A 22645-nucleotide genomic window follows, 5' to 3' on the forward strand; every position below is an offset into this window, starting at 1 on the left:
TCCAGTTCGCCGTGGTCGTCGGCCGACTCCGAAAGTTCGGTCGGGTGATGTTCGGAGTGCAGAGGGCAGGAAGCTTTTGACTGCTGGCCGAGGAGTGTGGGGTGTGAAGGAGTACGAACGAAAAGGACTGCTGGAGCGGGTCGAACGCGAAAGCGCGACCCTGGGCGCGTCGATTCCCGAGTCGATTTCGGTGCAGGGAGAGGAGATCGACCTCCGCGAGTTCGTCTTCGAAATCAAACGCCGGGAAACGATCCCGGAGGGCGAACGCGACCGCGTGGAGCGGGCGAAACGGAACCTGCGCCGCGAGCGCCTCCAGCGCAAGGAACGGCTGGAAGAAGCGGACATCACCAAGGAGGAGGGTGAACAGTTGGTCGAGAGCATCATCGGCATCGACCGCGCGCTGAACGCGCTCGAAAACCTCGGGCCGACGAATCTGGAAGCCGAAGGGAGTGCCAAGGAGGCCGCCGACCAGAAACGGTGGATGTCGTTCCTCCAGCAGGCGCTCGGCAACGAAAGCAGCGGGAAACGATCACGATTATGAGTCGAAACGAGGAAGTCGCGGCGTTGTTCGAGGAGTACGCCGACTTGGTCGAAGCACAGGACGTCCAGTACAAACCGCAGGCCTACCGCCGGGCGGCGGACAACATCCGCGACTACCCGGAGGACATCGCGGAGTTGGCCGAGCAGGGACCCGACGCGGTCGGGGAAATCCCGCAGGTCGGCGACTCGATTGCGAGCAAAGTCATCGAATACTTCGAGACCGGCGAAATCGAGGAACTGGAGGAGGAACGCGAGAACCTCCCCGTCGAGATGGTCGAACTGACGCGCGTCGAAGGTGTCGGCCCGAAGACGGTCGGCAGCCTCTACGAGGAACTCGGTATCCGAACGCTGGACGACTTGGAGGACGCGGCCCGCGAGGGGGAGATCCAGGAGATCAAGGGCTACGGTCCCAAGACGGAGGAGAACATCCTCGACGGCATCGAGTTCGCACGGACGGTACGGGGACGGGAACTGCTCGGCGACGCCCGACCGGTCGGGGACCAGGTACTCGCCTTCTTCGACGATATTCCGTCCGCCGGGCGGCACGAACTCGCCGGGTCGCTTCGGCGTTGGCGCGAGACCATCGGCGACATCGACGTGCTCGCAGAAAGCGAGGAAGACGAGAAGGAGGCGGTCATCGAAGCGTTCACCGACTGGGAGCGGGCGACGGAGGTCATCGAATCGGGAACCGACAAGGCCGCAATCCGCGTCTCGGACATGCGCATCGACCTCCGCGTCGTCGTCCCCGAAGAGTTCGGCAGCGCGCTCCAGTACTTCACCGGAAGCAAGAACCACAACATTACCCTGCGAAACTACGCCATCGAACAGGGGTACAAGGTGAACGAGTACGGCGTGTTCGACGTGAGTGATGTGGACGACCCGGACGCCGGGCAACGCGTCGGCGAGAAGGTCGCAGGCGAGACGGAAGCCAGCATGTACGAGGCGCTCGGCCTGCCGCTCATCGCACCGGAGATGCGCGAGGACAACGGCGAAATCGACGCCGCGCTGAACGACGACCTCCCCGACCTCATCGAGGAGGGCGACGTGCGCGGCGACCTCCACCTGCACACGAATTGGTCGGACGGAAACAACACCATCGCGGAGATGATCGAGGGTGCGGCCGAGTTCGGCCACGACTACATCGTCATCTCCGACCACGCGACGGGGTCCGGGATGGTCGGCGGCGTCGGATTGGACGACGCCGAACTCGAAGAGCAGATAGCCGAGGTGCGTGCGGCCGCCGAGGACGCCCCCATCGACGTGTTCACCGGCGTCGAGGCGAACATCGACCCGGACGGCGGAATCAGCGTCGGGGACGACGTGCTCGCCGAACTGGACATCGTCGTCGCCTCGCCGCACAGCAGTCTGGACGGCGACGCCACCGAGCGGTTGATCCGGGCGATCGAACACCCGAGCGTCGATATTCTCGGCCATCCGAGCGGCCGACTCATCAACCAACGGCCGGGCCACGATTTCGACGTGCGCGAAGTGGCGAGCGCCGCCGCGGACAACGACGTCGCACTGGAAATCAACAGCAACACGCACCGTCTCGACCTCTGGGGTGCGGCGGTGCAGGTCGCGGTCGAGGAGGGTGCGACCATCGCCATCGATACCGACGCTCACAGCCCCGGCGAGTACGGGAACATCAGGTACGGGGTTCACACCGCGCGGCGCGGTTGGGCCGAGGCGGACGACGTGCTCAACACCCGCGACGCCGCGGGCGTCCGCGAGTTCCTGCACTGATGGACCGCCTCTTTCTCGACGTGATGTTGGGAAAACTCGCGACGTACCTGCGGATGTGTGGCTACGACGCCGCGTACGCGCTGGACAGGGGTGTCGAGGACGACGACGTGATTCTCGAACTGGCCGAATCGGAGGACAGGACGCTCCTCACGCGGGACGTGGAACTCGCGGGGCGTTCCGAGGACGCGGTTTGCATCGAATCGCTCGACGTGGAGGACCAGTTGGGGGAACTGCGCGAGCACGGGTTTTCCCTCTCGCTCTCCGAACCCGCTCGTTGTTCGGATTGTAACGGGGAACTGGTTCGGGAGCGTAAGGGAAAGGAGAACCCGGAATACGTCCCCGACGGAAAGAGGGTGTGGCGCTGTCGGGACTGCGGAAAGCGATTCTGGAAGGGAAGCCACTGGAAGTCGGTCGAAGAAACGCTATCGAAACTCTAGCGGTTGGACTGCCAGCGGTCACAGGCGTCCATATCGGTCATTCGCTGGTCGTGGAGTCCACAATAGGGCGTCATACCCGAGTCGGTACGGACGTAATCGAAGTGGGCGCAGTTGCCGCAGTACGTGTCCGTCGGGTTCGTCGGGGACGGAGCGGACGGCCGGTCAGTATCCATCGGCGAGATGATGTCGTCGCTCGCCGCGCCGCCGTCGCTAACGGGGGCGCTGGGGGACTCCATGCCGGTCGGGTCGTCGCCGAAGACGCCGATGCCGCCAAACCCGCGCGGTTTCTCGACTTCGATTATTTTCGTCTCGCCCTTGCGCGTGACTTCCATCGTGACGGTTCCGCCGGGGTCGTTCCGCGTCTTGAAGTTCACGACGGCGGTGAACAGACACCAGAACGTCGTCATGAGGCCGACGAAGTAGATGGCGACGACGGGCAGCGTGAGGTGTTGGCCGTGTCCGGCCCAGTGATGCGGGTAGGCGTACCAGAACATGGCGACGCCGAGAATCGTGATACTGGACCCGATGGCCGCCGCCGCGCGCACGCGGTCGCTCGTCGCCGGGAGGACGACGAACACGCCGACGAAAACGGCGGGGACGCCCAGACCGGCGGTGACACCCGCGAACTTCCGTGCGCCGTACACGTCCAGTCCGACGGCCGAGAACAGGTTCGTCGTCCCCGCGAGGATTCCCACGACGACGAGCAACGACCCGGCGAGAAACAGACCGACGCCGAGATAGAGACGCCGGGGGCGCTTTTTCACGCCGCCGTGCCCTTCGTACGTTTCCCCGAGGCTTGTCATGTATCTGCCATTGGAGTCCTCCTACTAAACTACTCCGTCAGACAGACATCAGAATTATTATGCTTAAGTTCTATACCGGGCCGGAAGTCGGGTACTGAGACGATCATCATACGTTCTACTCTATCGACTGTTCTACTGTCCCTCGGAACCTACCACGATCTGATTAGTCCAACAGGCGATGAGTCGTGAGCGACCGTACGGGAGCGGTAGGCCGGTGTCACAACCGCCCAGAAATCTCGCATTGACACAACCGCCAGAGTCAGCAACCGACACAGCCGCCAGTCACCAGAAATTCCATCGAAAGACCTGCGGTCTTTCGAGCCATCAAAATCGCACCACGATTTTGAGACTCCGGAAAATCGAAGATTTTCCGGGCCGACGACCGACCACCGGGAGGGAGGAGTGCTTTTGGTCCAGCTTTTACAGGGAAGCGACGGCGGTTTCGTGTCGTTTACGAAACCGCCGTCAACTTCCCGTCGTAAAAGGTGGGTTCGAAAAGCATAATCCGCGCCCTCGCAAACGCCACGGTATGGCCGACGATAACGAAGACGAGGGACCCGCCGTCGAACTCGGCGACGGTGAACCCGTCGATGGCGCACCTATCGCGCGAATCTCTTCGCGGCTGTTCTGGCCCATTCAGAAGAGCGAAATCGCGCGCCGGGAAGGAAGCGAGACGATTCGAACGCCGGACGGACCACAGCAACTCGACGCCGTTCTGGAGGACGTCGACATGACGTACTTCCAGACCGAGCAGGCATTCACGGGCGCGATTCGCGACGTCATCGGCACGGGTCCGGTCCCGACCGCCGACGATTCGTGAACTTCTCCCGAAACGTCGAGGACGGATCGTTCGGCCTCTCGTGGGTACAGTTGACGTTCCTCGTCGGTGGGATCATCACGGTTTCGTGGTCGTACCTACCGAGCACGGGAGGCAGCCTGAACCTACGCGTCGTTCGCGACACGACGCTGTACATCCTGATTCCCGGCGTACTGGCGATAACGCACGGCCGTCACCTCGGCTATCGGGTGGATCGAAAGGCGATACGCAACACGTTGATTCTCGCGGCGTTCGTGATTCCGATTTACGTCGTCGGATCGTCGCTGCCGACCATTCGGACGTACTATCCGATGTGGGAGACGAGCGCGGCGCTCGGGAGCTTTCTCCCGCACTCGGTAAAGCAGTTCATCGTCGTGCTCGCGGCCGAGACCTACTACCGCGGGTTTCTCTGCGTCGGCCTGCGAAAGATCGGGTACAAGAGCGCCTTCGTGAGTCCGGTGATCTATGCGTTTCATCACCTCGGAAAACCGCCCATCGAAGTCGTGCTGTCGGCACCGACGGACGTGCTGTTCGGCGTGGTGGATTTCAACTGCGATTCGTTGCTTCCGTCCGTCGTGGCCCACGGCGTCGGACTGATGCTTCTTGACTGGTTGGTGCTTCACAAGCCGCTCATTCCGCCCGAGAGGGTCGTCCACTGGCTCTCGTGGATTCCGGTGCACATGTGATGGTGGTCGATTTTCCGCAGTTCGTCGCTTTCCTCGTTCGGAACGTTCAACCGCCCCGCGGCGGAACCCCCACGTAATGTTCGGGATGGTCGAGCGCGTGGAGGACGAGGTGTCCCCGATGGCGGCCCTCGCGGTCGCCATCGTCGCGGTCAGCACGAGCGCCATCCTCATCGAACTCAGTCACGCGCCGAGCATCATCAAGGCGTTTTATCGGTCGCTGTTCACGACGCTCCTCCTCGCGCCGCTCGCTGTTACGCGGTATCGGGACGACCTGCGAACCTTCTCGGGGCGGGATCTGTTCATCGCCGTCGTCACGGGGTGTGCCCTCGCCGCCCACTTCATCGCGTGGTTCGCGAGTCTGGACTGGACGACCGTCGCGGCGTCCGTGACGCTGGTCCAATCCCAACCGCTGTTCGTCGTTGTCGGCGCGTGGGCGCTGCTCGACGAACGCGTCACCCGACGGACGATGGTCGGAATTTTCGTCGCACTGCTCGGAATGGTAGGGATGTCGCTGAGCGGCCTGCTCTCGAACGCCGCCGTCGCCGGGGCGCGGCCGCTGTACGGAAACGGACTCGCTATCGTCGGGGCGATAGCGGCGGCGGGATACGTCCTCGCCGGGCGGTCGCTCCGCCAGCGCGTGTCGCTGATTCCGTACGTGACGGTCGTGTACAGCGTGACCACCATCGTCTTGCTCGGTGCCGCACTGACCAGCGACGCGACGGTCTCCCTTACGGCCTACCGACCGACGGAGTGGTTCCTCTTTCTCGGGATGGCCGTCGGGCCGGGAATCTTCGGCCACACGATAATCAACTGGGCGCTGAAGTACGTCGAATCGAGCGTCGTGAGCGTCACGCTCCTCGGCGAACCCGTGGGGAGCACGATTCTCGCGTTACTCATCCTCGGGCAGACGCCGGGCCTCGCAACCGTCATCGGCGGGGCCGTCGTGCTCGCCGGGATCTACGTCGCTTCGACCGGGGGAAAAAGCGCGGCGTCCCAGTAGCCGATAGTCGGTGATCGGTAGTCGGTACCCAGTACTCGGCACTCAGTACTCCGGCCGTTCCTCGTACTCGATCGGGTCGCGCACGCCGACGTTCTGGAACGCCTGCAAGCGAAGCGCACACGAATCACAGGTTCCGCAGGCCGGTTCCTCCGCACGGTAGCAACTCCACGTCAGTTCGTACGGAACGTCGAGTTCGACGCCGCGCTCCGCGATATCGGTCTTGCGGAACTCGACGAACGGCGCGACGAGTTCGATGTTCGTTTCGTCCTTCGTGCCGGTGTCCACCACGTTCTGGAACGCCTCGAAGAACTGTGGGCGGCAGTCGGGATACCCCGAAAAGTCCTCGCTGTGTGCGCCGATGAAGACGGCATCGCAGTCGTTCGCTTCCGCGCAGGAGACCGCCATCGAGAGCAGGTTCGCGTTCCGGAACGGGACGTAGGTGTCCGGCACTTCGTCGCTCTCCAAGTCGGCGTCCTCGACGTCCATCTCGTCGTCGGTCAGGCTCGATCCACCGATCTTCGCGAGGTGGCTCGTCTCGACGTGCAGGAAGCCAGCGTCGAGTTCCTCGGCCTGTCGCTTCGCGCAGTCGAACTCCTTCGCCTCGGTTCGTTGGCCGTAGGACGTGTGCAGGAAGTACGGTTCGTATCCGCGTTCGCGTGCTTCGTAGGCCACGGTCGCACTGTCCATCCCGCCGGAGGCGAGGATGACGGCGCGTTTTTCGGTCTGTTCGTCCGTCGCAGTCGAGTCGTCGGATGAATCGTTCGATGTCATGAATATCGTCTATCGTGTTTCGTATCTCGCGTTCAGGTTCCGGGGACGTCGTTCCACAGGTCCACGTGCAGGCGCGGCGTGTATCGATAGCCGTACTCCATCGCCAGTTCGGCGACCCGTTCACGGTTCTCGTCCAGTCCGTCGCGGGTCGCTCCCTCGGGCATCAACAGTACGTCCGTGTCGGATAGCGGTTCGTCGGCGGCATCACGAACGGCCGAAACCAGTTCCTCTATCTCTTCCAGGTCGGCGTCGTCGGTGACGACGAACTTCAATTGGGTTTCGTACGCGTCCACGAGTCCCGCGAGCGTCCCCACATCGATCCGTCGCTCCTCGTGTCGTTCCGCCCACTCGCCGTCGCCTTTCGGGTCGTTCTCCGGCGTCGGGGTCGAGGAGGCCAGTTTTGGGCTGACGCTCGCCAGATCGATCGGTGCGTCGGGGAGGAACGTCCCGTTCGTCTCGACGGTCGTGTGATAGCCCAGTTCCGAAAGCCGGTCGAGCAGGGTGACCGACTCCCCGTGAACCAGCGGTTCGCCGCCCGTGAGGACGACGTGGTTCGCGTCGTAGGACTCGACCTCCGCGACGATGTCGTCCAGCGTCATTCGGGCGTGTGTCGGTTCCCACGAGGTGTGATACGAATCGCAGAACCAGCACCGAAGGTTACAGCCACTCGTCCGGACGAACACGCTCGGAACGCCCGCGAGTTTGCCCTCGCCCTGCAACGAGTAGAACAACTCGTTGATGGGAAGCGACGGTTCGTCCGAGTCCGCTTCCTCATCGCGTTCGGTTTCTTCCGGACCGGTTGCGTTCACTGGCATGATCAGACCGGTGCACCACAGAGTTCGGACGTCTCGTTCACCTGTACCCCGACTTTGGAGACGTTGTCGGGCAACTCCTCCATGAACCGGCGTTCCAGTTCGAGGCTCATCACCTCGGCGGTCGGCGGGTCCTCGAAGAGGACGACCGCCGCCCCGTCGCCGCTCTCCTCGAACGCCTCCACCAGCGGGTCGCCGTCCTCCAGCAGGAACATGTGATCCCACTCGTCGATTATCGACGTGATATCTCCCTTGTCCACGACCCACCCTTCCTCGGTGAGTTCGCCGACCACGGTCACCTCTATCTCGTAGTTGTGACCGTGCGGTCGGCTACATTTCCCGTCGTGATGCAGCAATCGATGCCCGGTGCTGATGCGAATCGGACGGTCGCGTCCGATATGCAGCGTTCGTTCCGGGGATGATTCGAGTAGCGATCCAGTCATATTCGGAGATTATCGAGAGAATACTTAAACGCCACTACTCCGAGCCGTGGTACAAATGGAGGCCGTCGATTACTCGCTGTTGAACGATATCGGCGAGGAGGAGTCACCAGTTATTCATCGCAATCGTAATATCTATAGTAAATATCTTCATCCTCTCCAACATGAAAAGCCCTCTCGAAACGTTGCAGAACTTCGGCGAATTGGAAGACCACGAGAAAGTTCGATTCCTCATCAGGGGAAGCGGGGTGATGATCGTCCTCCTCGGCGTCCTGCTGTTTTTCACGCTCGACGGGATGTTCGTCCCGGCGATTTTCGTCGTCGTCGGTCTCCTCGACGTCACCGTCATCTCGACGTTCATCGCGAACCAGCAGAAGAAATCGAACGAGAGCATCTGAGACGGAAGATCTCTACACCGGTTGGTGAGTATTTGATGCAATAAATAGATCATATTTTTCTGGAAGAATGGGATTATAGCATAATAGAGAGATATGTGTAATGCATGGAAAGTACCACGGAGTGGAGTAACCCACTCAGCATCCTGGGTTTTGCTACGATCACAATTGCAATTATTACATTTATACTTGCGTTTCAACATCCATTATGCCTCAATCAAGCAAGTCCCTCAGGTGGATCCTGTGCCCCAAATATCAACTATTGGGGACCGGGCTTACTAGCGTTGATTGCAGGGGCTACTCTCGCAGTACTTGGGAAACGACTAGCGGAACCTGCCTCTTAACCGTATACGATGAGTACGGTTGTTTTACTTCGTGTTCGCAGTACTGCTATCGCTCGGACGTTTACTTCTAGAAAATGCTCCGTCAGGGATTCGAACCCTGGTCCTTGCCGTGAGAGGGCAAGATGATTGGCCGGACTACACCAACGGAGCGTGTGTACTCAATCGTAATCGCACGGACTGTTTAACAGTTGCGTTTCGGAAGCGCCGTGGCGCGGTATGACACATTCTGAAGCGGGAACACGCATCGCTCCCGATGCAGTTCGCACCGAAAAAAAAAACCGATGGTCCTCAACGGTCGAGTGGCGACCCGGCGGCATCCGGTTCATGCCCGTCGAGGCTGATGATGTTCTCACGACCGACGCGGAGCTTACTGATATCGCCCTCCTCCTCCATCTCCGAGAGGAGCATGCTGACCTTGGATTTCGACCAGCCGGTCTCGTCCACGATGTTGACCTGCTTCATCCGGCCGCCGTTCTCGCGGAGGAGTTTCTTCACCCGTGCCTCGTCGGTCAGCAGTTCCTCGTCGCTGACTGCGGGTTCGGCAGGCGGAGTGTTCGACTCGGGAGTCGCTGCGGCACCGCCAGCACCAGCACCGCCACCGCCGCCACCCGGTGTGCTTCGACCGGACGAAAGTGAACCGAGGCTCCCCTGCCGCCACATGAACACCGCGACCAGCCCGATGAGGACTAGAACGACTGCGATGAACCACATCATCGGCGACCGTGAGTTGGAACCTTGGTTCCCACCGCCGGGTGGAACGCTGCTGTTGTTCGTGGACGTCGTCGTGGTCGTCGTGCTACTCTGGGGTGGTGAGGAGAACTTCACCATCGGATGCTGATCGGTGAACTCCCGTGGACCGGTCCAGGACACGGAACTGCTTTCCGCTAACGTGTCCCCGGACATGTTCACTCCCTTCGTCGGGCGAACTTTCTCGAAGGTCATCCCGTCCGCGTGGTTGATGACGAGCGTCTGGTCTTTCCCGAGATAGAGGCCGCCCTTGAACACGTCGCCGATGTTCGTGACGTTGCCGCTACCGTACGCGAACGAGGACCACGTAAACGACATCTCGACGACGCCTCGGGTCGTATCTCCGTCGATCCCTTCCTGGTTGATGTAGGCGTTCTTCGAGAAGTTGCTGGCGGCCATCTTCCGTTTCGTTCGGTTGTTCGCCGTCCTCGTGAGGTTGACGGCGTTTTCCCTGAAGCTCTTGTACATCTCGGTGTCGGAAGAGTTGAACCGGTTTGAAAATTCCTTGAACTGTTCGCGTTCCTGTTTGTTATTCAACGTTTTCTCGTAGCGAAATGTCCAGAGAGCGTCGGCACTGTTCTTATAGACGAAAATATGAAATTCGACATCATCGAACTCCTGGGAAGTGGTAATCTTTTGCGGAGTCGTCGGAGCATTGCTCTGGGCTGTCCCGGAAGCGGGAATCAGCGCGACGAGCAGCACCGTGATGAGGCCGACAGCCAGGAGCCGTCTCATGTACCTTATCGTCCATGGCCGGATATAAAAGACCTTGTGACGTGAGGACGTCACCGAACTATGCTACCATTGCTCATGATTTTTGCCGGGGATTGCCACGTTCGTTCGTCCTCACGGGGGTCGGAATCGAGGACGACGAGGTCCGCACGATAACCCTCCTCGACCAGTCCGACGTCCGACAACCCGAGGAGGTCGGCCGCGTTGACCGTCGCCGCCTCCAGCGCCGCTTCGGGCGACATCCCGTACTCGACCATCAGTTCGATTTCCTCGGGAATGTCGGCGTGGAAGTTGAACGGCGTTCCGGCGTCGGTTCCCATCGCGATGGGCACCTCGGCGTCCATCGCATACTCGAAGGCGTCCGCAACCGATTCGATGGCGTCTTCGGCCTTCTCGACCGCGTATTCGGGGATACCCGCTTCCGTCCCGTGTTCGACGATACCGGCGGACGCCTTCGCGGTCGGCACCCAGTAGGTACCCCGGTCGGCCATCATCTCCGCCGCTTCGCGGTCCATGAACGTCCCGTGTTCGATACTCGAAATTCCGGCACGAACGGCGTTCTTGATGCCTTCCGTCCCGTGTGCGTGGGCCGCCGTCGGCACGTGCTTCGCGGCAGCCGTCTCCACCAGCGTCGTCAACTCGGCTTCGTCCAGTTCGGGGGAACCGGTGATCGCACCGTCCGTCAGAACGCCGCCGGTCGCCATGCACTTGACGACGCCCGCACCGCGCTTGAGTTGCTCACGGACCGCCTTCTTCACCTCCGCTTCACCGTCCGCCTCGCGGCCGTGCCAGTGGCCGTGGCCGCCGGTCATGACGACGTTTTGGCCGCAGGCGACGATTCGAGGTCCCTCGATGAGTCCGGCTTCGATCGCATCCGCGGCGTCGAGCGCGAGCGTCGTCGGCGAACCGAGGTCACGAACCGTCGTCACACCCGCACGAAGGGCGTCGCGGAGGTTCGATACCGCACGATAGGAGAGCATCATGTCGCTGTCGCCGAACACCGACGTGACGTCCGGCCGACCGTCCATCGACGAGTGGATGTGCGAATCGATGAGCCCCGGGGCGACGAACTTCCCGCTCACGTCGAGTTCCTCGTCGGCGTCCGATACGTCCCCCACCGAGACTATCTCGCCGTCCTCGATGGCGACATCCGCCTCCCTGATCCCGTTTGCATCTACGACATCCGCACCGCGAAGTACGAGCATGAGCGGTGTGAGACGCGGTGACGAGATAACCGTCAGGGTCCCGGCAGGGTGGGGGGAAGTTCTCAGCTCGTTGAGGAAAGAGGGAATTCGTTCGACGTGAAACGGAGGTGTATGACGGAGACGACAACGACGAGAACGGCGCTGATAACCGGTGCGAGTTCCGGAATCGGGCAGGCGACGGCTCACGCCCTCGCCAGCGACGGAATGAACGTCGCGCTCGCGGCGAGGCGCGAGTCGGAACTGGCCGACATCGCTGAAGGGGTGGAATCCGAGTACGGCGTCGAGACGACGGTCTGCCCGACCGACGTGCGCGACGAGGAAGCCGTCGCGTCGATGGTCGAGGGGACGGTTTCGGCCTTCGGCGGTCTCGACGTGCTCGTGAACAACGCCGGACTGGCACGGGGCCAGCAGGTCGAGAATCTCTCGACCGAGGAGTTTCGAACCATGCAGGACACGAACGTGGATGGCGTCTTCTTCGCCACACGGGCCGCACTCCCGTACCTCCGCGAGTCGTCCGGCAACCTGATCTTCGTCGGGAGTTTCGCGGGGCGATTCCCCCGACCGTTCAATCCGGTCTACGCCGCGACGAAGTGGTGGGTGCGCGGGTTCGCACACAGCCTCGAAGGACAAGTCGGCGAGGACGGCGTGGCCGTCACGGTCGTCAATCCCTCGGAAGTCCGAACGGAGTTCGGCTCCGAAGAGGGCGAGTCCTTCGAGGAACGATTCGAACCCGGTAGCGTCACCGAACCGGAAGAGATAGCCGACGCTATCGCGTTCGCGGCGGGAATGAGAAATTCGACCGTCAGCGAAATAGACGTCTACCGCCGGGACAAGTTCTCGGACTTCTGATTATCCGTACCCTTCGTACTGGAGATGGTCCTCGGGGACTCCGAGGTCCTTCGCCGCGCTGGCGAGCATCGACACCATCGCGTTGACGCCGCAGGCGTACACTTCGAGGTTGTCGGGATCGATTTCGGCGTCGATGTCGTTGGCCGGTTCGGTCACGTACTCCGCGAGGTCCTCCGAGAGGTTCTCCTCTGCGCCATCGACGAGGTACTTGACGAGCGTCTGCTGGACGTAGTCGGTTTCGCCCTCCCAGTCCGTGAGGTACTCCTCGCGCGAGCAGGTCGGGATGAAATGGAAGTTCCCGTGTTCCTCATCCAGTCTCCGGAACTCCTCGAAGTGCGCCAAGTCGTCCTTCCACGACGCGCCGAGGAACAACCAGAGGTCCCGTTGTTCGCCCTCGTACTCGTCGCGCCCCTCCTCGAACGTGTACTCGATCATGCTCCGAAGCGGCGCGACGCCGGTCCCGGTGGCGAGAAACACCATGTCCCGACCAGACGGTTCTTCGAGGACGAAGTCGCCGTTCGGCCCGCGAATCGTCACCGTCTCGCCTTCCTCGATGTCCTCGAACAGTTTCGACGTGAGATGCCCGTGCGGGACCCGCCGAATACAGAGCTCGATACCGTCGTCGTTCGGCGAACTGGCGATGGAATAGACGCGGGGCGTATGTTCGTATCGCATCGTGGTGTACTGGCCGGGGACGAAATCGAACTCCTCGTCCATCTCGATGCGAAGGCTCATCAACGACGGGTAGGGTCGCTGATACCGGTCCTTCAACGACGAGAGTTCCGTCAGCAAGTTCTCGTGTTGGTGCTCGTCCTCCTCCAACGTCGAGATCATCTCGTCCCAGTCCGGGTCGCCCGATTCGACCTCGTCCGCCCAGTCGTCGTGTCCGTCCACCCGAAGCAACTCGGCGGTCCGCTCGACGACACGGTCGGTGCGGTCCTCGTCGAGGTGATTCCGTTCGGCTATCGTCGCCGAGTCCGTCACCAGCGGAAGCTCCTCGGCCCGTCTGTGCTGTGAATGCTGTGATGGTATCTCCATGGCCGCGCTGGTTACGAAGATGTGTGCGAGCGACAAAACACTTCTCGCTATTTCCCGACCCGCTAATCCTATCCGACGATTTTCCGGACGTTAGTCGAGCGCGTCGGCGACCTTCTGGATCGGGTGGGGCGGTTCCTCACCCTGCCAGTCGCCGAGTTGCGTCCGACAGGACGCACCCGGCGCGACGACCTCGTTTCCGTCGCTCTCCTCGACCTGCTCGAACAGGATCGATCCGACCGCCTTGCTCATCGAGTAGTGTTCGGCTTCGTAGCCGAAACTGCCCGCCATGCCACAGCACCCGCTGTCGAGCGCGTCCACTTCGTAGCCCGCGTTGCGGAGGACGGCCACGGCGTGGCCGTCCTTCTTCGTCGCCTTCTGGTGGCAGTGGCCGTGGTAGGTCAACGACCCGTCACCCGTCGCCGGGAGGTCGAAATCGAACGCGTCGAGGTACTCGCAGATGCCGTAGGAGTTCGCGGCGAGTCGCTCGGCTTCCGTTCGGAGACCGTCGGCCTCGGGGTCGGCGGAACGGGGTTCGGTGTACTGGCCACTCGACGACCCGGATTTCTCGGTCGCGGGAAGCAGGTCGAGGTAGTCCGACTGGAACATCACCGCGTCGGACGGTTCGACCACGACCACGTCCCAACCGTCGCGCACGAACGGGGAGAGTGCCTCGACGTTCGTCTCGGCCTGCTTTCGCGCCGTATCGAGCATGCCTTTCGAGTGGGCCGGTCTGCCGCTCCCGGCGACGTCGGACGGAATCCGGACGTGGACGCCCGCCGCTTCGAGCACCCGAACCGCTGCCTTTCCGGCCTCTGGATGGTTGTAGTTCGTGTAGGTGTCCGGAAAGAGCAGGACGCGGCGGGCGGCGTCCTCCTCCGGGACGCGCGTCCCGCGCTCGGCGAACCAGTCTTCGAGCGTCTCGCGGTGGAACGTCGGGAGGGTTCGGTCGCTGGCGATGCCGAGCAGTTCCTCGGCGACGAACCGAGCGCCCGGCAGTTCCGTCGCCCAGTTAGAGAGCGGCGCGAACGCGCTTCCCAGCGCCGAGAGCCGACCGATATTGCCGAAGAGGCGGTCCCGCAGATTCAGTCCGTGGCGCTCGTGGTACTCGTGTTCGACTTCGGCTTTCAGCTTCGCCATGTCCACGCCGGACGGACAGTCACGGGCACAGCCCTTACAGCCGATACAGAGGTCCATCACCTCGTGCATGAACTCCACGTCGAACTGCTCCTCGTCGGAAAGGGAACCGCTCATCGCCTGCCTGAGCATGTTCGCCCGTCCTCGCGTGCTCGTGATCTCCTCGTCGGCCGCCCGGTAAGTCGGGCACATCACACCGCCGGTGACCTCCTGCCCACCGCGACAACCGCCACAGCCGTGACAGAGTTCGACCATCCCCTCGAAGCCGTTCTCGTTCTCCCAGTCGAGCACCGGGTCGAACCCGGCGTCGAACTCGTAGCTGGAGTCGAATCGCAGGTTTTCGGTCATGTCCACGTCGCCACAGACCTGCCCGGGGTTGAGCAACCAGTCCGGGTCGAAGGCGGATTTCAGGTCGCGGAAGACGTTCCAGACGTGGTCGCCGTACAGTTTCCGGTTCCACTGCGTGCGGGCGCGGCCGTCGCCGTGTTCGCCCGAGACGCTGCCGCCGTACTCGACCACGAGGTCGGTGACGGCGTCCGCGATGGATTCCATCTGGTTCACCCCGGCCGGACTCTTCGTGTTGACGAGCGGCCGGATGTGCAGACAACCCGGCCCGGCGTGGGCGTAGATGCTGGCGAACGTGTCGTTGTCCTCCAGCACCTGCTGGAAGTCGGCAACGTACTCGGGAAGGTTCTCCGGCGGGACGGCCGCGTCCTCGATGAACGAGATGTGCTTCGCGTCCGTCGTGCGCGAGAGCAGGATGGGCAGGCCGGACTTCCGCAGTTTCCAGAAGCGGGCGCGTTCCTCCTCGTCGTGTGCCTCCAGCAGGGAGAACGCACGTTCCCCTTCGCGGGCCTCCCGCAGCGCCGCGACTTTCTCCCGGCCGTCCTCGTCGTCGGTCGCGTAGAACTCCACGAGCAGGACCGAGTCGGTTCCGTCCGGCAACATCTCCACTACGTCGTGGAACTCCTCGGTGTCGCTGGCGAGGTCGATGAGCACGTCGTCCAGCACTTCGACGGCCGCCGGGTCGTGGTCGAGAATCGGCGACACGTCCTCCATCGCGTCGTTCAGGCTGTCGTAGGTCAACAGCGCCATCGCCTTCGTCTCGGGCACGGGTTCGAGACTCACCGTCGCCTCCGTCACGATGGCCAGCGTCCCCTCGCTCCCGGCGAGCAAGCGCGCGAGGTTGACGTGCCCCTCCTCGGCTTCCTCCGCCAGCCTGTCGAGGTTGTATCCCGACACGTTACGTTTGAGTTGCGGGAACACCTCCTCGATGGCGTCCGATTCCTCCTCCACGATTCGCAGGACTTCGGCGTAGATTTGGCCTTCGAGGGAATCCGCTTTCGCGCCCTCTCGAAGCTCCTCCAGCGTCACGTCGCCGAAGCGCGTCACGGAACCATCGGCGAGGACGACTTCGCACTCCTCGATATAGGCGTCCGTCTTTCCGTACTTCAGCGAGTGGGCACCCGTCGAGTTGTTACCGATCGCGCCGCCGATTGCGCTCTTGTCCCGCCACGCCGGGTCGGGCGCGAACTTCAGGTCGTACTCGGCGAGTTCCGCGTTCAACTCCCCGAGGATGGTGCCGGGTTGTGCGCGGGCGGTCCGTTCCTCCACGTCGAACTCCAGCAGGTCGCCCATGTGCCGGGTGAAGTCCAGCACGACGGCCTCGTTGACCGACTGTCCGGCGAGGCTCGTGCCGCCGCCGCGCGGCAGGACCGGGATTTCGCGTTCGGCGCAGTACTCCATCACCGCCGCCACGTCGTCCGTCGACGTCGGGAAGACGACGCCGATGGGCGTCACCTCGTAGGCGCTCGCGTCCGTGGCGTACAACTGCCGGGAGTACTCGTCGAACCGAACCTCCCCGTCCACCAGTTTCACGAGGTCAGAGACCAATCCAGTGCGCGCGGTAGAATCCGAATGATAATCGTAATTCGCGTGTTCGTCGCGGGCCGGGTCTCCCGCGTCACGTGTTGCCATAGTAGGGCGTATGGAAGGGGGACCGAAAAGTCATGTGGGCCACGGCAACGACGGCGGGGAACACGGCCAGTTGCTTTTGGGTATCGTGTGGGTTCGATTGGAATTGCAGGAAGGTAGACTGCCTCGAAAGCCCCCGCCCGGTCCCACGAACGACGAAGGAGTGAGTGGACGCTGTCGAAGCGTTGCTCCGACTGAACTTGCTACGCACAGGAGAGTTTGATTCTGGTTTTGTGATTTCAGTAGCCGAGCAACACTGAAGACCGCAACCGCCTCCGCACTGCAACCGCACCGCCCACAGTCCTCCCCAGCCGATTCCTCGCTTACGCTCGTCATCCCTCGCACGAACCTTCCGAGACGGTTCGACCGACCGATGGTCTCGCCTCTCCAGCGCGCGCCACCCGGCGGGACGGACTGTGCAATACTGACCAACCACACGGCGCGCGCGTTTCTCGCGCGCGAGGGATGAGTGAGCGACCAGCGGGAGCGAAGGAATCGGCTGGGGAGGCGTGTGGTGCGTTGTAGGGGAGGTGCAGTCGGGTGGGATGAAAGGGGCCGTCCGTTCGCGCTCGTTTAGTCGTCTGTGCAGGCAACTATTTTGACCGAGCTGTGCGGAGAGGTCAAAATATCCTGCACAGCGGTCACGCGAGCGAAGTTCCCGTGAGCCGTGCGAACGGGAGCCAGCAAGAGCGAAGCGCTTGCGCTGCGAGGGTGACCACGGAAGTCGCAGCCCGCGCAACGAAGTGAGCAGGAACGTCTTCGGGCGACCGCGAACGGGCGAGGGCTTTCGAGGTCTGCCTCTCAGTAACTGCAATCACACACCAACCAAACACGTCTCGTAGCGAACGGTCGGGGGCTTTCTGGGTCTTCTTCGTAACGACGGTTGTAGAAAGACCAGAGCAGGAGTCGTCTCGGGGCAAATTCAGTCAGAGCCAGGATCAGTCAAAGTCACGCACTCGTCGTCGCCCTCATCGTGCTAGCGGATGATGTTGGACTCCAGGTCGCGCGGGAAGTAGGTCAGCATCTCCGTCCCGTTCTCGGTAATGGCAACCGTGTCCGAATGCCGATAGCCGTACGTGTCGGTGTACAAGCCGGGTTCGATGGTGTAAACGTGGCCGGGTTCCATCTCGGCGTCGTCCGCCTCGACGTGGTCGGTCCAACCGTGGTCGATGTACGGCGGTTCGTGACCGCCCATGCCGATGTTGTGGCCGACGTGGTGGCGCGCGAGGTCGGCGACGCCCTGCTCCTCGAAGTAGTCGGACACCTGCTCGTCCACGTGCGCCAGCGGGACGCCGGGACCGAGGGCGTCGATGGCGATGGTCTGGGCTTCGAGCATCAACTCGAAGTAGTGGACCTGCTCGTCGTTCGGTTCGCCGACGAACATCGTGCGCTCCAGTTCGGAGTGGTAGCCATCGACGTTGGCCGCAGCACCCGTGATGAGCACGTCCCCCTCCTCGATTCGGCGGTTGGCGGTATGGCCGTGGGGCAGGGCGGTCTGTGGACCGGTGATATAGCCCGCGTGGGCCGGACCGTCTCCGCGTGTGCGTGCGACGTACGTGTCCCCGAGCGTGTCGAGCATGGCGCGGGAGCGTCCGTGGACGCGCGCTGGCTGACGGTCGCGGGATGAGCGCCCGGTTCGGTGTAGTCCGCGAGGTACTGATGGGCGAGGTTACCCCACTTCGCTGACTCCCTGATCAGGTCGATTTCGGCGTCCGACTTCGCCCAGCGCATGCGGTCCACCCACGCCTGCGACTCGACTTCGACGAGTTGTGAGAGCGCGGGACCGGTGTAGCCCATCACACCCGGCGCGCCGTCGGCGTCCGCCACGACGGATTCGGCTCCGAGTTCCGACAACATCTCGGCGGCCACCTCGATCGGTTTCCCACCGGGATAGTCGAAGTAGTGGTGGACCGCGTCGATATGGGGATTCGACTGGACGCGCTCGACTTCGAGGCGCGGTATCGTGATCTCCACACGGTCGTCGGTGACGGCGAGGACGACCGGGCGCTCGGTCTGGATGTGGTCGAAGCCGGTGAGGTATTCGATGCTCGTCGCGCCGAACCAGACGCCAGCATCCACACCGCGGTCGCGTATTCGCTCGCGCACGTCCGAGAGACGCGCTTCGAACTCGGAATCGGGAAGCCGTGTCGACATGTGATGTCGTTCACAGGAGCGGCCTAAAAGCGTTGACGTGCCGGAAACCGAGGAGAAACCGAAACGAGCCGTTTCTCGTCCGATAGTGGCTGCCTAACTCGATTTCGAGATGCATTCCGAACCGTCCGGCAGGCACGAGTGCGTCGAGCGACGCTGCTCTGCTCGGTCGGATTTTGAGAGAAAGTCCGCCCTCCCCGATTTGAACACCGTGAGATGTTCCGGGCATGTGGCCCGTCGGGCCATTCCGGGCATGCAACTCACAAGCTCAAATCGTATCAGTTGAATTTGTAAAACAAATCCGCCCTCCCCGATTTGAACGGGGGACAAGTCGATCTACAGTCGACTGCTCTACCAATCTGAGCTAAGGGCGGGCACGCACTTTCACCTATCCGCGTTGCGGACTTAAGAATTATTATTCGGCTTGGCGCGTCCGACGGACGGAAGGTTCAAGTATGATAGACACGGTGTATCCGAAAACGGATCTATACGAGTGATCGAGATGAGTAAAATTACATTTCGCGCGGACGACGACCTCGTCAAGCAGATCGAATCGCTCGACGCTTCGAAGAGCGAAGTGATGCGCGAGGCGCTCCGCGAGTATCTCGACGGTTCCGAAAGCGAGGGCGAGGAGCCGACGCTCGATGCAGTAGTCGCCGACCGCGTGGACGAACTCGTCGATCAGCGACTCGCCACGGACGTGGCTCCCCGCGGCGACGGGCGGGACATCAACGTCAACGTCACGCTCGAAGGCGCGGGAGCGGGAACGGCAAGCGCGCACGAGGAAGAAGAATCGTCGACGGTCAAGACGGAAGAGCACGTTCGTACGACGCCCACCGACGCGGGCCACGCCGAAAACACGTGCCAACAATGTGGCGAATCGCTGGACGCGAACCACGTTTACTGCCCGAACTGTGGCGAGAAAGCCACACATCGCGTGTTCTGTGACTGCGGTGACGAGCTGCGCTCCGATTGGGCGTTCTGCCCCGGGTGCGGCCGACGAACGCCGTCCGCTGACGTTTTAGACTCGTCGTAAAACGATTGTTTTACAAACGCCGTTAATTATATATGCCGTGGCTATGTGGATACTTCTACGTAAGACGATTGTCTTACGCCATCTGAATACGGCCGAAGCCGGGTGTCTCGGCCGCTAAAACGGCGTAAGACGGACGAAACAAAACTACCGCGTGTCGTCTTACCAAACAAGGGGAACCAACTATGGAGCGCGTGACACTACGAATCCCAAAGCAACAAATCGAAGAAGTCGAACAGATGGTCGAAACCGGCGAATTCCCGAACCGCAGTGAAGCGATTCGGGCAGCAGTGCGGGATATGCTCAACGAGCATGAGAACGCCGGGACCGAGACCACGAACAAGCGCACGTGGGCCAAGGTATAATCGATGCAGGATATCGTTCAAGAAGCGCTGGAAAACGCCGAAAGCGAGCAGCGTGAGATGGAAGCAGTGGACACGGGCGACGAGTTCGGCGACCCACGAATCGTCATCGTCGGCTGTGGTGGTGCGGGCAATAACACCATCAACCGACTGTATAACATCGGCGTCGATGGCGCTGACACGGTTGCCATCAACACCGACAAACAACATTTGAAGATGATCGAAGCCGACACGAAAATCCTCGTCGGCAAATCCCTCACGTCCGGTCTCGGCGCGGGTGGCGACCCCTCGATGGGCGAGCGTGCGACCGAGATGGCACAGGGAACGGTCAAGGAAGTGCTCGGCGACGCCGACCTCGTCTTCGTGACCGCAGGCATGGGTGGTGGCACCGGCACTGGCGCGGCACCAGTCGTCGCAAAAATCGCCAAAGAGCAGGGTGCAATCGTCGTGGGGATGGTCTCCACGCCGTTCAACGTCGAGCGTGCCCGCACGGTGAAGGCCGAGGAAGGGCTGGAGAAACTCCGCAACGAAGCGGACTCCATCATCGTCCTCGACAACAACCGACTGCTCGATTACGTCCCGAACCTCCCGATCGGCAAGGCGTTCTCGGTCATGGACCAGATCATCGCCGAAACCGTCAAGGGGATTTCGGAGACGATCACACAGCCGTCGCTCATCAACCTCGACTACGCGGACATGTCCACCATCATGAATCAGGGCGGCGTCGCCGTGATGCTCGTCGGTGAGACACAGGACAAGAACAAGAGCGACGAAGTGGTGCGCGACGCGATGAACCACCCGCTTCTCGACGTGGACTATCGCGGCGCATCCGGCGGTCTCGTCCACATCACGGGCGGTCCCGACCTGACGCTCAAAGAGGCAGAGGGCATCGCGGCCAACATCACCGAACGGCTCGAAGCGGACGCCAACGTAATCTGGGGCGCTCGCATTCAGGAGAACTACAAGAACAAGGTTCGTGTCATGGCCATCATGACCGGCGTCCAGAGCGCACAGGTGCTCGGCCCGACGACACAGAAACAGGCCGACCGCTCCCGACAGAAGATGCGCGACGTCGACGCACAGTCGTACGATAGCGGTAACGACCAGTCCGAAGGGCGCAAAACGTTCGGCGCTCAGAGCGACGGCGGCCGGAGCGAACTGGAGAAGAACAACGGCCTCGACGTTATCCGATAACTGCTTCGCCTCATTTATTCTCGTTTTCTTCTGTTCTCAGTGCAACGCCAGCAAGTGGTACGATTCTTCCCCCGTCTGCGCGACGACGTACAACACGCCGTCATCGAGCACGGGACCGGGACCAACACGACCGTGGAACGCTTTCTCGAACCTGAGTGCGGGTCCGCCCGAGAGCCCTCCCGTCGATGGCGTCGGGTCGAAAGCGAACAGTTTGTCGCCACCGACGAAGAGCGTATCACGACCGAGAACGGGCGCAGTATAGCGCCAGTTACCCGTATCCCGTTTCCAGAGTTGGTCGCCGGATTCGAGGTCGATGGCGCGTAATCCGCCAGTTCCCGACGCGTAGAGATGTTTCCCGACTGCGAGTCCGCCGTTCGCCCACCCGGTCTCGACGTGCCAATCGACGTTCAACCGTGGCGTGCGCTCGGTTCGGATTCCGTACGTCTTACTGTCGAGACAGTTGACGTAGATGCCGTCCGTATCGGCCGTTGGCGGTGCCTGTGGTTTCGAAGGTAGTTTCCACTCCGCGTACCCGGTTCTGTCTCTGTCGAGCGAGTACAGTTTCCCGGCCTCGGTCGTGACCGTCAAGCCCGTCATACTGCACAGTGGCGACCCGAGAATGGTACCGAACAGGCGACGGGACCACGCGATATCGCCCGTCTTCGCATCGACTCGGTAGACGGTTTCACCGACCGGGACGTAAAGCTGTTTACCGCCAGCGGTCGCCGGTGACTGAACCACTCCGCGGGCGTCGAACGTCCGTTTCCATTTCGTCTCACCGGTTTTCGCGTCCAGTGCGAGAAGACGGTCGCTGTCTCCCACGTACACCGTTCCGTCGCGGACGAGTGGCGTCGAATACGGGTCGATTTCCTTCGTCCACAGTTTGCTGCCGTCTCGAACGTCGTACACTTCGAGTCGGCCCGGAATCGAAAGGAAGAGCCGACCGTTCGAAACGATCGGTTCGTCGTACATCAACTGCGGAACTTCGACACGCCACCGCTCCGAGACACCATCGACGGGGGCCTTTCCGTCGCTGATGCTTCGGGTATTACTGGCATTGCAGCCAAAACTCGACCACTCGCCGTTTGCACCGTAAATGTGTCTCGTGGGGTCCGGTTGTTCGTCCACACCCGCTTTCGGCGGGTCGTCGGCTTTCGTCATACATCCGGTAAACATCGTGGTTATGCCGAGGGCGAGAAACGTCCGTCGGGAGGGCATATTCTCCGTGTTGATCAGTGACATAATAAGTTTTCTCTGGCGTCACGACGGATCGAAATTGCATATCGTCGGTCGCCTCTCGATTGTCAACACCCATCCTATTAAATGACAGTGGGTTGGCGTTAAATCACGTGCCATCGCTCACCGTCGGGCACCGAAGCGTGTACGACACACGGGAGACGGAGTGAAAACAGTGAACTGAGAACCGGATTCGGTCCGT

Annotated in this window: 20 protein-coding genes, 2 tRNA genes and 1 pseudogene; 11 read left to right on the forward strand and 12 right to left on the reverse strand. The window is 61.8% G+C overall.

Going from position 1 to position 22645, the window contains the following annotated elements:
• Positions 1–103: 103 nt before the first annotated feature.
• Genes A4G99_RS11645 through A4G99_RS11655 form a run of 3 tightly spaced genes read left to right on the forward strand, consistent with a single transcriptional unit; the run spans position 104 to position 2720 of the window.
• Positions 104–541 carry a DUF5788 family protein gene (locus A4G99_RS11645; RefSeq protein WP_066143621.1) on the forward strand — a complete coding sequence of 146 codons (438 nt, stop codon included), beginning with the start codon at positions 104–106 and terminating at the stop codon, positions 539–541.
• Complete coding sequence (polX, locus tag A4G99_RS11650; RefSeq protein WP_066143624.1) at positions 538–2283, forward strand: DNA polymerase/3'-5' exonuclease PolX; 1746 nt, start codon at positions 538–540, stop codon at positions 2281–2283. Before A4G99_RS11645 ends, polX begins: the two co-directional genes overlap by 4 nt.
• Positions 2283–2720: a Mut7-C RNAse domain-containing protein gene (locus A4G99_RS11655; protein ID WP_066143627.1), complete on the forward strand. Its 438-nt coding sequence runs from the start codon at positions 2283–2285 to the stop codon at positions 2718–2720. Before polX ends, A4G99_RS11655 begins: the two co-directional genes overlap by 1 nt.
• Here the strand turns inward: A4G99_RS11655 and A4G99_RS11660 are convergent.
• Positions 2717–3523, reverse strand: coding sequence for a hypothetical protein (locus A4G99_RS11660; protein ID WP_066143630.1), 807 nt, complete (start codon positions 3521–3523; stop codon positions 2717–2719). The two genes, A4G99_RS11655 and A4G99_RS11660, sit on opposite strands and share 4 nt — an antisense overlap.
• A gap of 529 nt (positions 3524–4052) precedes the next feature.
• Between A4G99_RS11660 and A4G99_RS11665 the strand changes: the two genes are divergently transcribed.
• The 3 genes from A4G99_RS11665 to A4G99_RS11675 all read left to right on the forward strand — a co-directional run bounded on the left by A4G99_RS11665 (position 4053) and on the right by A4G99_RS11675 (position 6026).
• Positions 4053–4343, forward strand: a complete 291-nt coding sequence (locus A4G99_RS11665) for a DUF5789 family protein (protein ID WP_066143633.1) — start codon at positions 4053–4055, stop codon at positions 4341–4343.
• Positions 4340–5026, forward strand: a complete 687-nt coding sequence (locus tag A4G99_RS11670) for a type II CAAX prenyl endopeptidase Rce1 family protein (protein ID WP_082837793.1) — start codon at positions 4340–4342, stop codon at positions 5024–5026. Before A4G99_RS11665 ends, A4G99_RS11670 begins: the two co-directional genes overlap by 4 nt.
• A gap of 76 nt (positions 5027–5102) precedes the next feature.
• Positions 5103–6026 carry a DMT family transporter gene (locus A4G99_RS11675; RefSeq protein ID WP_150123096.1) on the forward strand — a complete coding sequence of 308 codons (924 nt, stop codon included), beginning with the start codon at positions 5103–5105 and terminating at the stop codon, positions 6024–6026.
• Positions 6027–6068: 42 nt separating this feature from the next.
• Here A4G99_RS11675 and queC read toward each other — a convergent pair whose 3' ends face one another.
• From queC to A4G99_RS11690, 3 genes are read right to left on the reverse strand one after another with little or no spacing between them, the layout of a single operon-like run.
• Entirely contained in the window at positions 6069–6797 is a 729-nt protein-coding gene (gene queC, locus A4G99_RS11680) for a 7-cyano-7-deazaguanine synthase QueC (protein ID WP_066143635.1), read from the reverse strand.
• A gap of 32 nt (positions 6798–6829) precedes the next feature.
• Positions 6830–7612, reverse strand: a complete 783-nt coding sequence (locus A4G99_RS11685) for a 7-carboxy-7-deazaguanine synthase QueE (protein WP_066143638.1) — start codon at positions 7610–7612, stop codon at positions 6830–6832.
• A gap of 2 nt (positions 7613–7614) precedes the next feature.
• On the reverse strand, positions 7615–8052 hold the full coding sequence (locus tag A4G99_RS11690; RefSeq protein WP_066143645.1) for a 6-pyruvoyl tetrahydropterin synthase family protein: 438 nt from the start codon (positions 8050–8052) through the stop codon (positions 7615–7617).
• A gap of 161 nt (positions 8053–8213) precedes the next feature.
• On the opposite strand from A4G99_RS11690, the gene A4G99_RS11695 reads away from it, so the two are divergent.
• Positions 8214–8447, forward strand: a complete 234-nt coding sequence (locus A4G99_RS11695) for a hypothetical protein (RefSeq protein ID WP_066143648.1) — start codon at positions 8214–8216, stop codon at positions 8445–8447.
• Between the two features lie 416 nt (positions 8448–8863).
• Here the strand turns inward: A4G99_RS11695 and A4G99_RS11700 are convergent.
• The 3 genes from A4G99_RS11700 to A4G99_RS11710 all read right to left on the reverse strand — a co-directional run bounded on the left by A4G99_RS11700 (position 8864) and on the right by A4G99_RS11710 (position 11472).
• Positions 8864–8938: transfer RNA gene (locus A4G99_RS11700), tRNA-Glu, on the reverse strand.
• Between the two features lie 138 nt (positions 8939–9076).
• On the reverse strand, positions 9077–10270 hold the full coding sequence (locus tag A4G99_RS11705) for a transcriptional regulator (RefSeq protein WP_066143651.1): 1194 nt from the start codon (positions 10268–10270) through the stop codon (positions 9077–9079).
• A gap of 50 nt (positions 10271–10320) precedes the next feature.
• Positions 10321–11472 carry an amidohydrolase family protein gene (locus A4G99_RS11710; protein WP_066143652.1) on the reverse strand — a complete coding sequence of 384 codons (1152 nt, stop codon included), beginning with the start codon at positions 11470–11472 and terminating at the stop codon, positions 10321–10323.
• 111 nt (positions 11473–11583) lie between these two features.
• On the opposite strand from A4G99_RS11710, the gene A4G99_RS11715 reads away from it, so the two are divergent.
• Positions 11584–12321 (forward strand): SDR family oxidoreductase, encoded by a 738-nt coding sequence (locus A4G99_RS11715; RefSeq protein ID WP_066143655.1) that lies wholly within the window; start codon positions 11584–11586, stop codon positions 12319–12321.
• Here the strand turns inward: A4G99_RS11715 and A4G99_RS11720 are convergent, their stop codons facing one another.
• From A4G99_RS11720 to A4G99_RS11735, 4 genes and pseudogenes are all read right to left on the reverse strand, one after another.
• Entirely contained in the window at positions 12322–13395 is a 1074-nt protein-coding gene (locus tag A4G99_RS11720) for a ferredoxin--NADP reductase (protein ID WP_223301840.1), read from the reverse strand.
• Between the two features lie 54 nt (positions 13396–13449).
• Positions 13450–16470, reverse strand: a complete 3021-nt coding sequence (locus tag A4G99_RS11725) for an FAD-binding and (Fe-S)-binding domain-containing protein (RefSeq protein ID WP_066143660.1) — start codon at positions 16468–16470, stop codon at positions 13450–13452.
• A gap of 973 nt (positions 16471–17443) precedes the next feature.
• Positions 17444–18621: pseudogene (locus tag A4G99_RS29830) on the reverse strand (M24 family metallopeptidase).
• Positions 18622–18918: 297 nt separating this feature from the next.
• Positions 18919–18992 (reverse strand) — tRNA-Tyr (locus A4G99_RS11735).
• Between the two features lie 128 nt (positions 18993–19120).
• Here A4G99_RS11735 and A4G99_RS11740 point away from each other — a divergent pair.
• From A4G99_RS11740 to ftsZ, 3 genes are all read left to right on the forward strand, one after another.
• Positions 19121–19654: a zinc ribbon domain-containing protein gene (locus A4G99_RS11740; protein ID WP_066145169.1), complete on the forward strand. Its 534-nt coding sequence runs from the start codon at positions 19121–19123 to the stop codon at positions 19652–19654.
• 182 nt (positions 19655–19836) lie between these two features.
• Positions 19837–20016, forward strand: a complete 180-nt coding sequence (locus A4G99_RS11745) for a ribbon-helix-helix domain-containing protein (RefSeq protein WP_066143663.1) — start codon at positions 19837–19839, stop codon at positions 20014–20016.
• 3 nt (positions 20017–20019) lie between these two features.
• The gene (gene ftsZ, locus A4G99_RS11750; RefSeq protein ID WP_066143666.1) at positions 20020–21207 is read left to right on the forward strand and encodes a cell division protein FtsZ; all 1188 of its coding nucleotides are present in this window, start codon (positions 20020–20022) and stop codon (positions 21205–21207) included.
• A gap of 36 nt (positions 21208–21243) precedes the next feature.
• Here ftsZ and A4G99_RS11755 read toward each other — a convergent pair whose 3' ends face one another.
• Positions 21244–22425: a PQQ-like beta-propeller repeat protein gene (locus tag A4G99_RS11755; protein ID WP_066145172.1), complete on the reverse strand. Its 1182-nt coding sequence runs from the start codon at positions 22423–22425 to the stop codon at positions 21244–21246.
• Between the last annotated feature and the right edge of the window lie 220 nt (positions 22426–22645).

This window comes from Haladaptatus sp. R4, assembly GCF_001625445.1.
Taxonomy (GTDB): domain Archaea; phylum Halobacteriota; class Halobacteria; order Halobacteriales; family Haladaptataceae; genus Haladaptatus.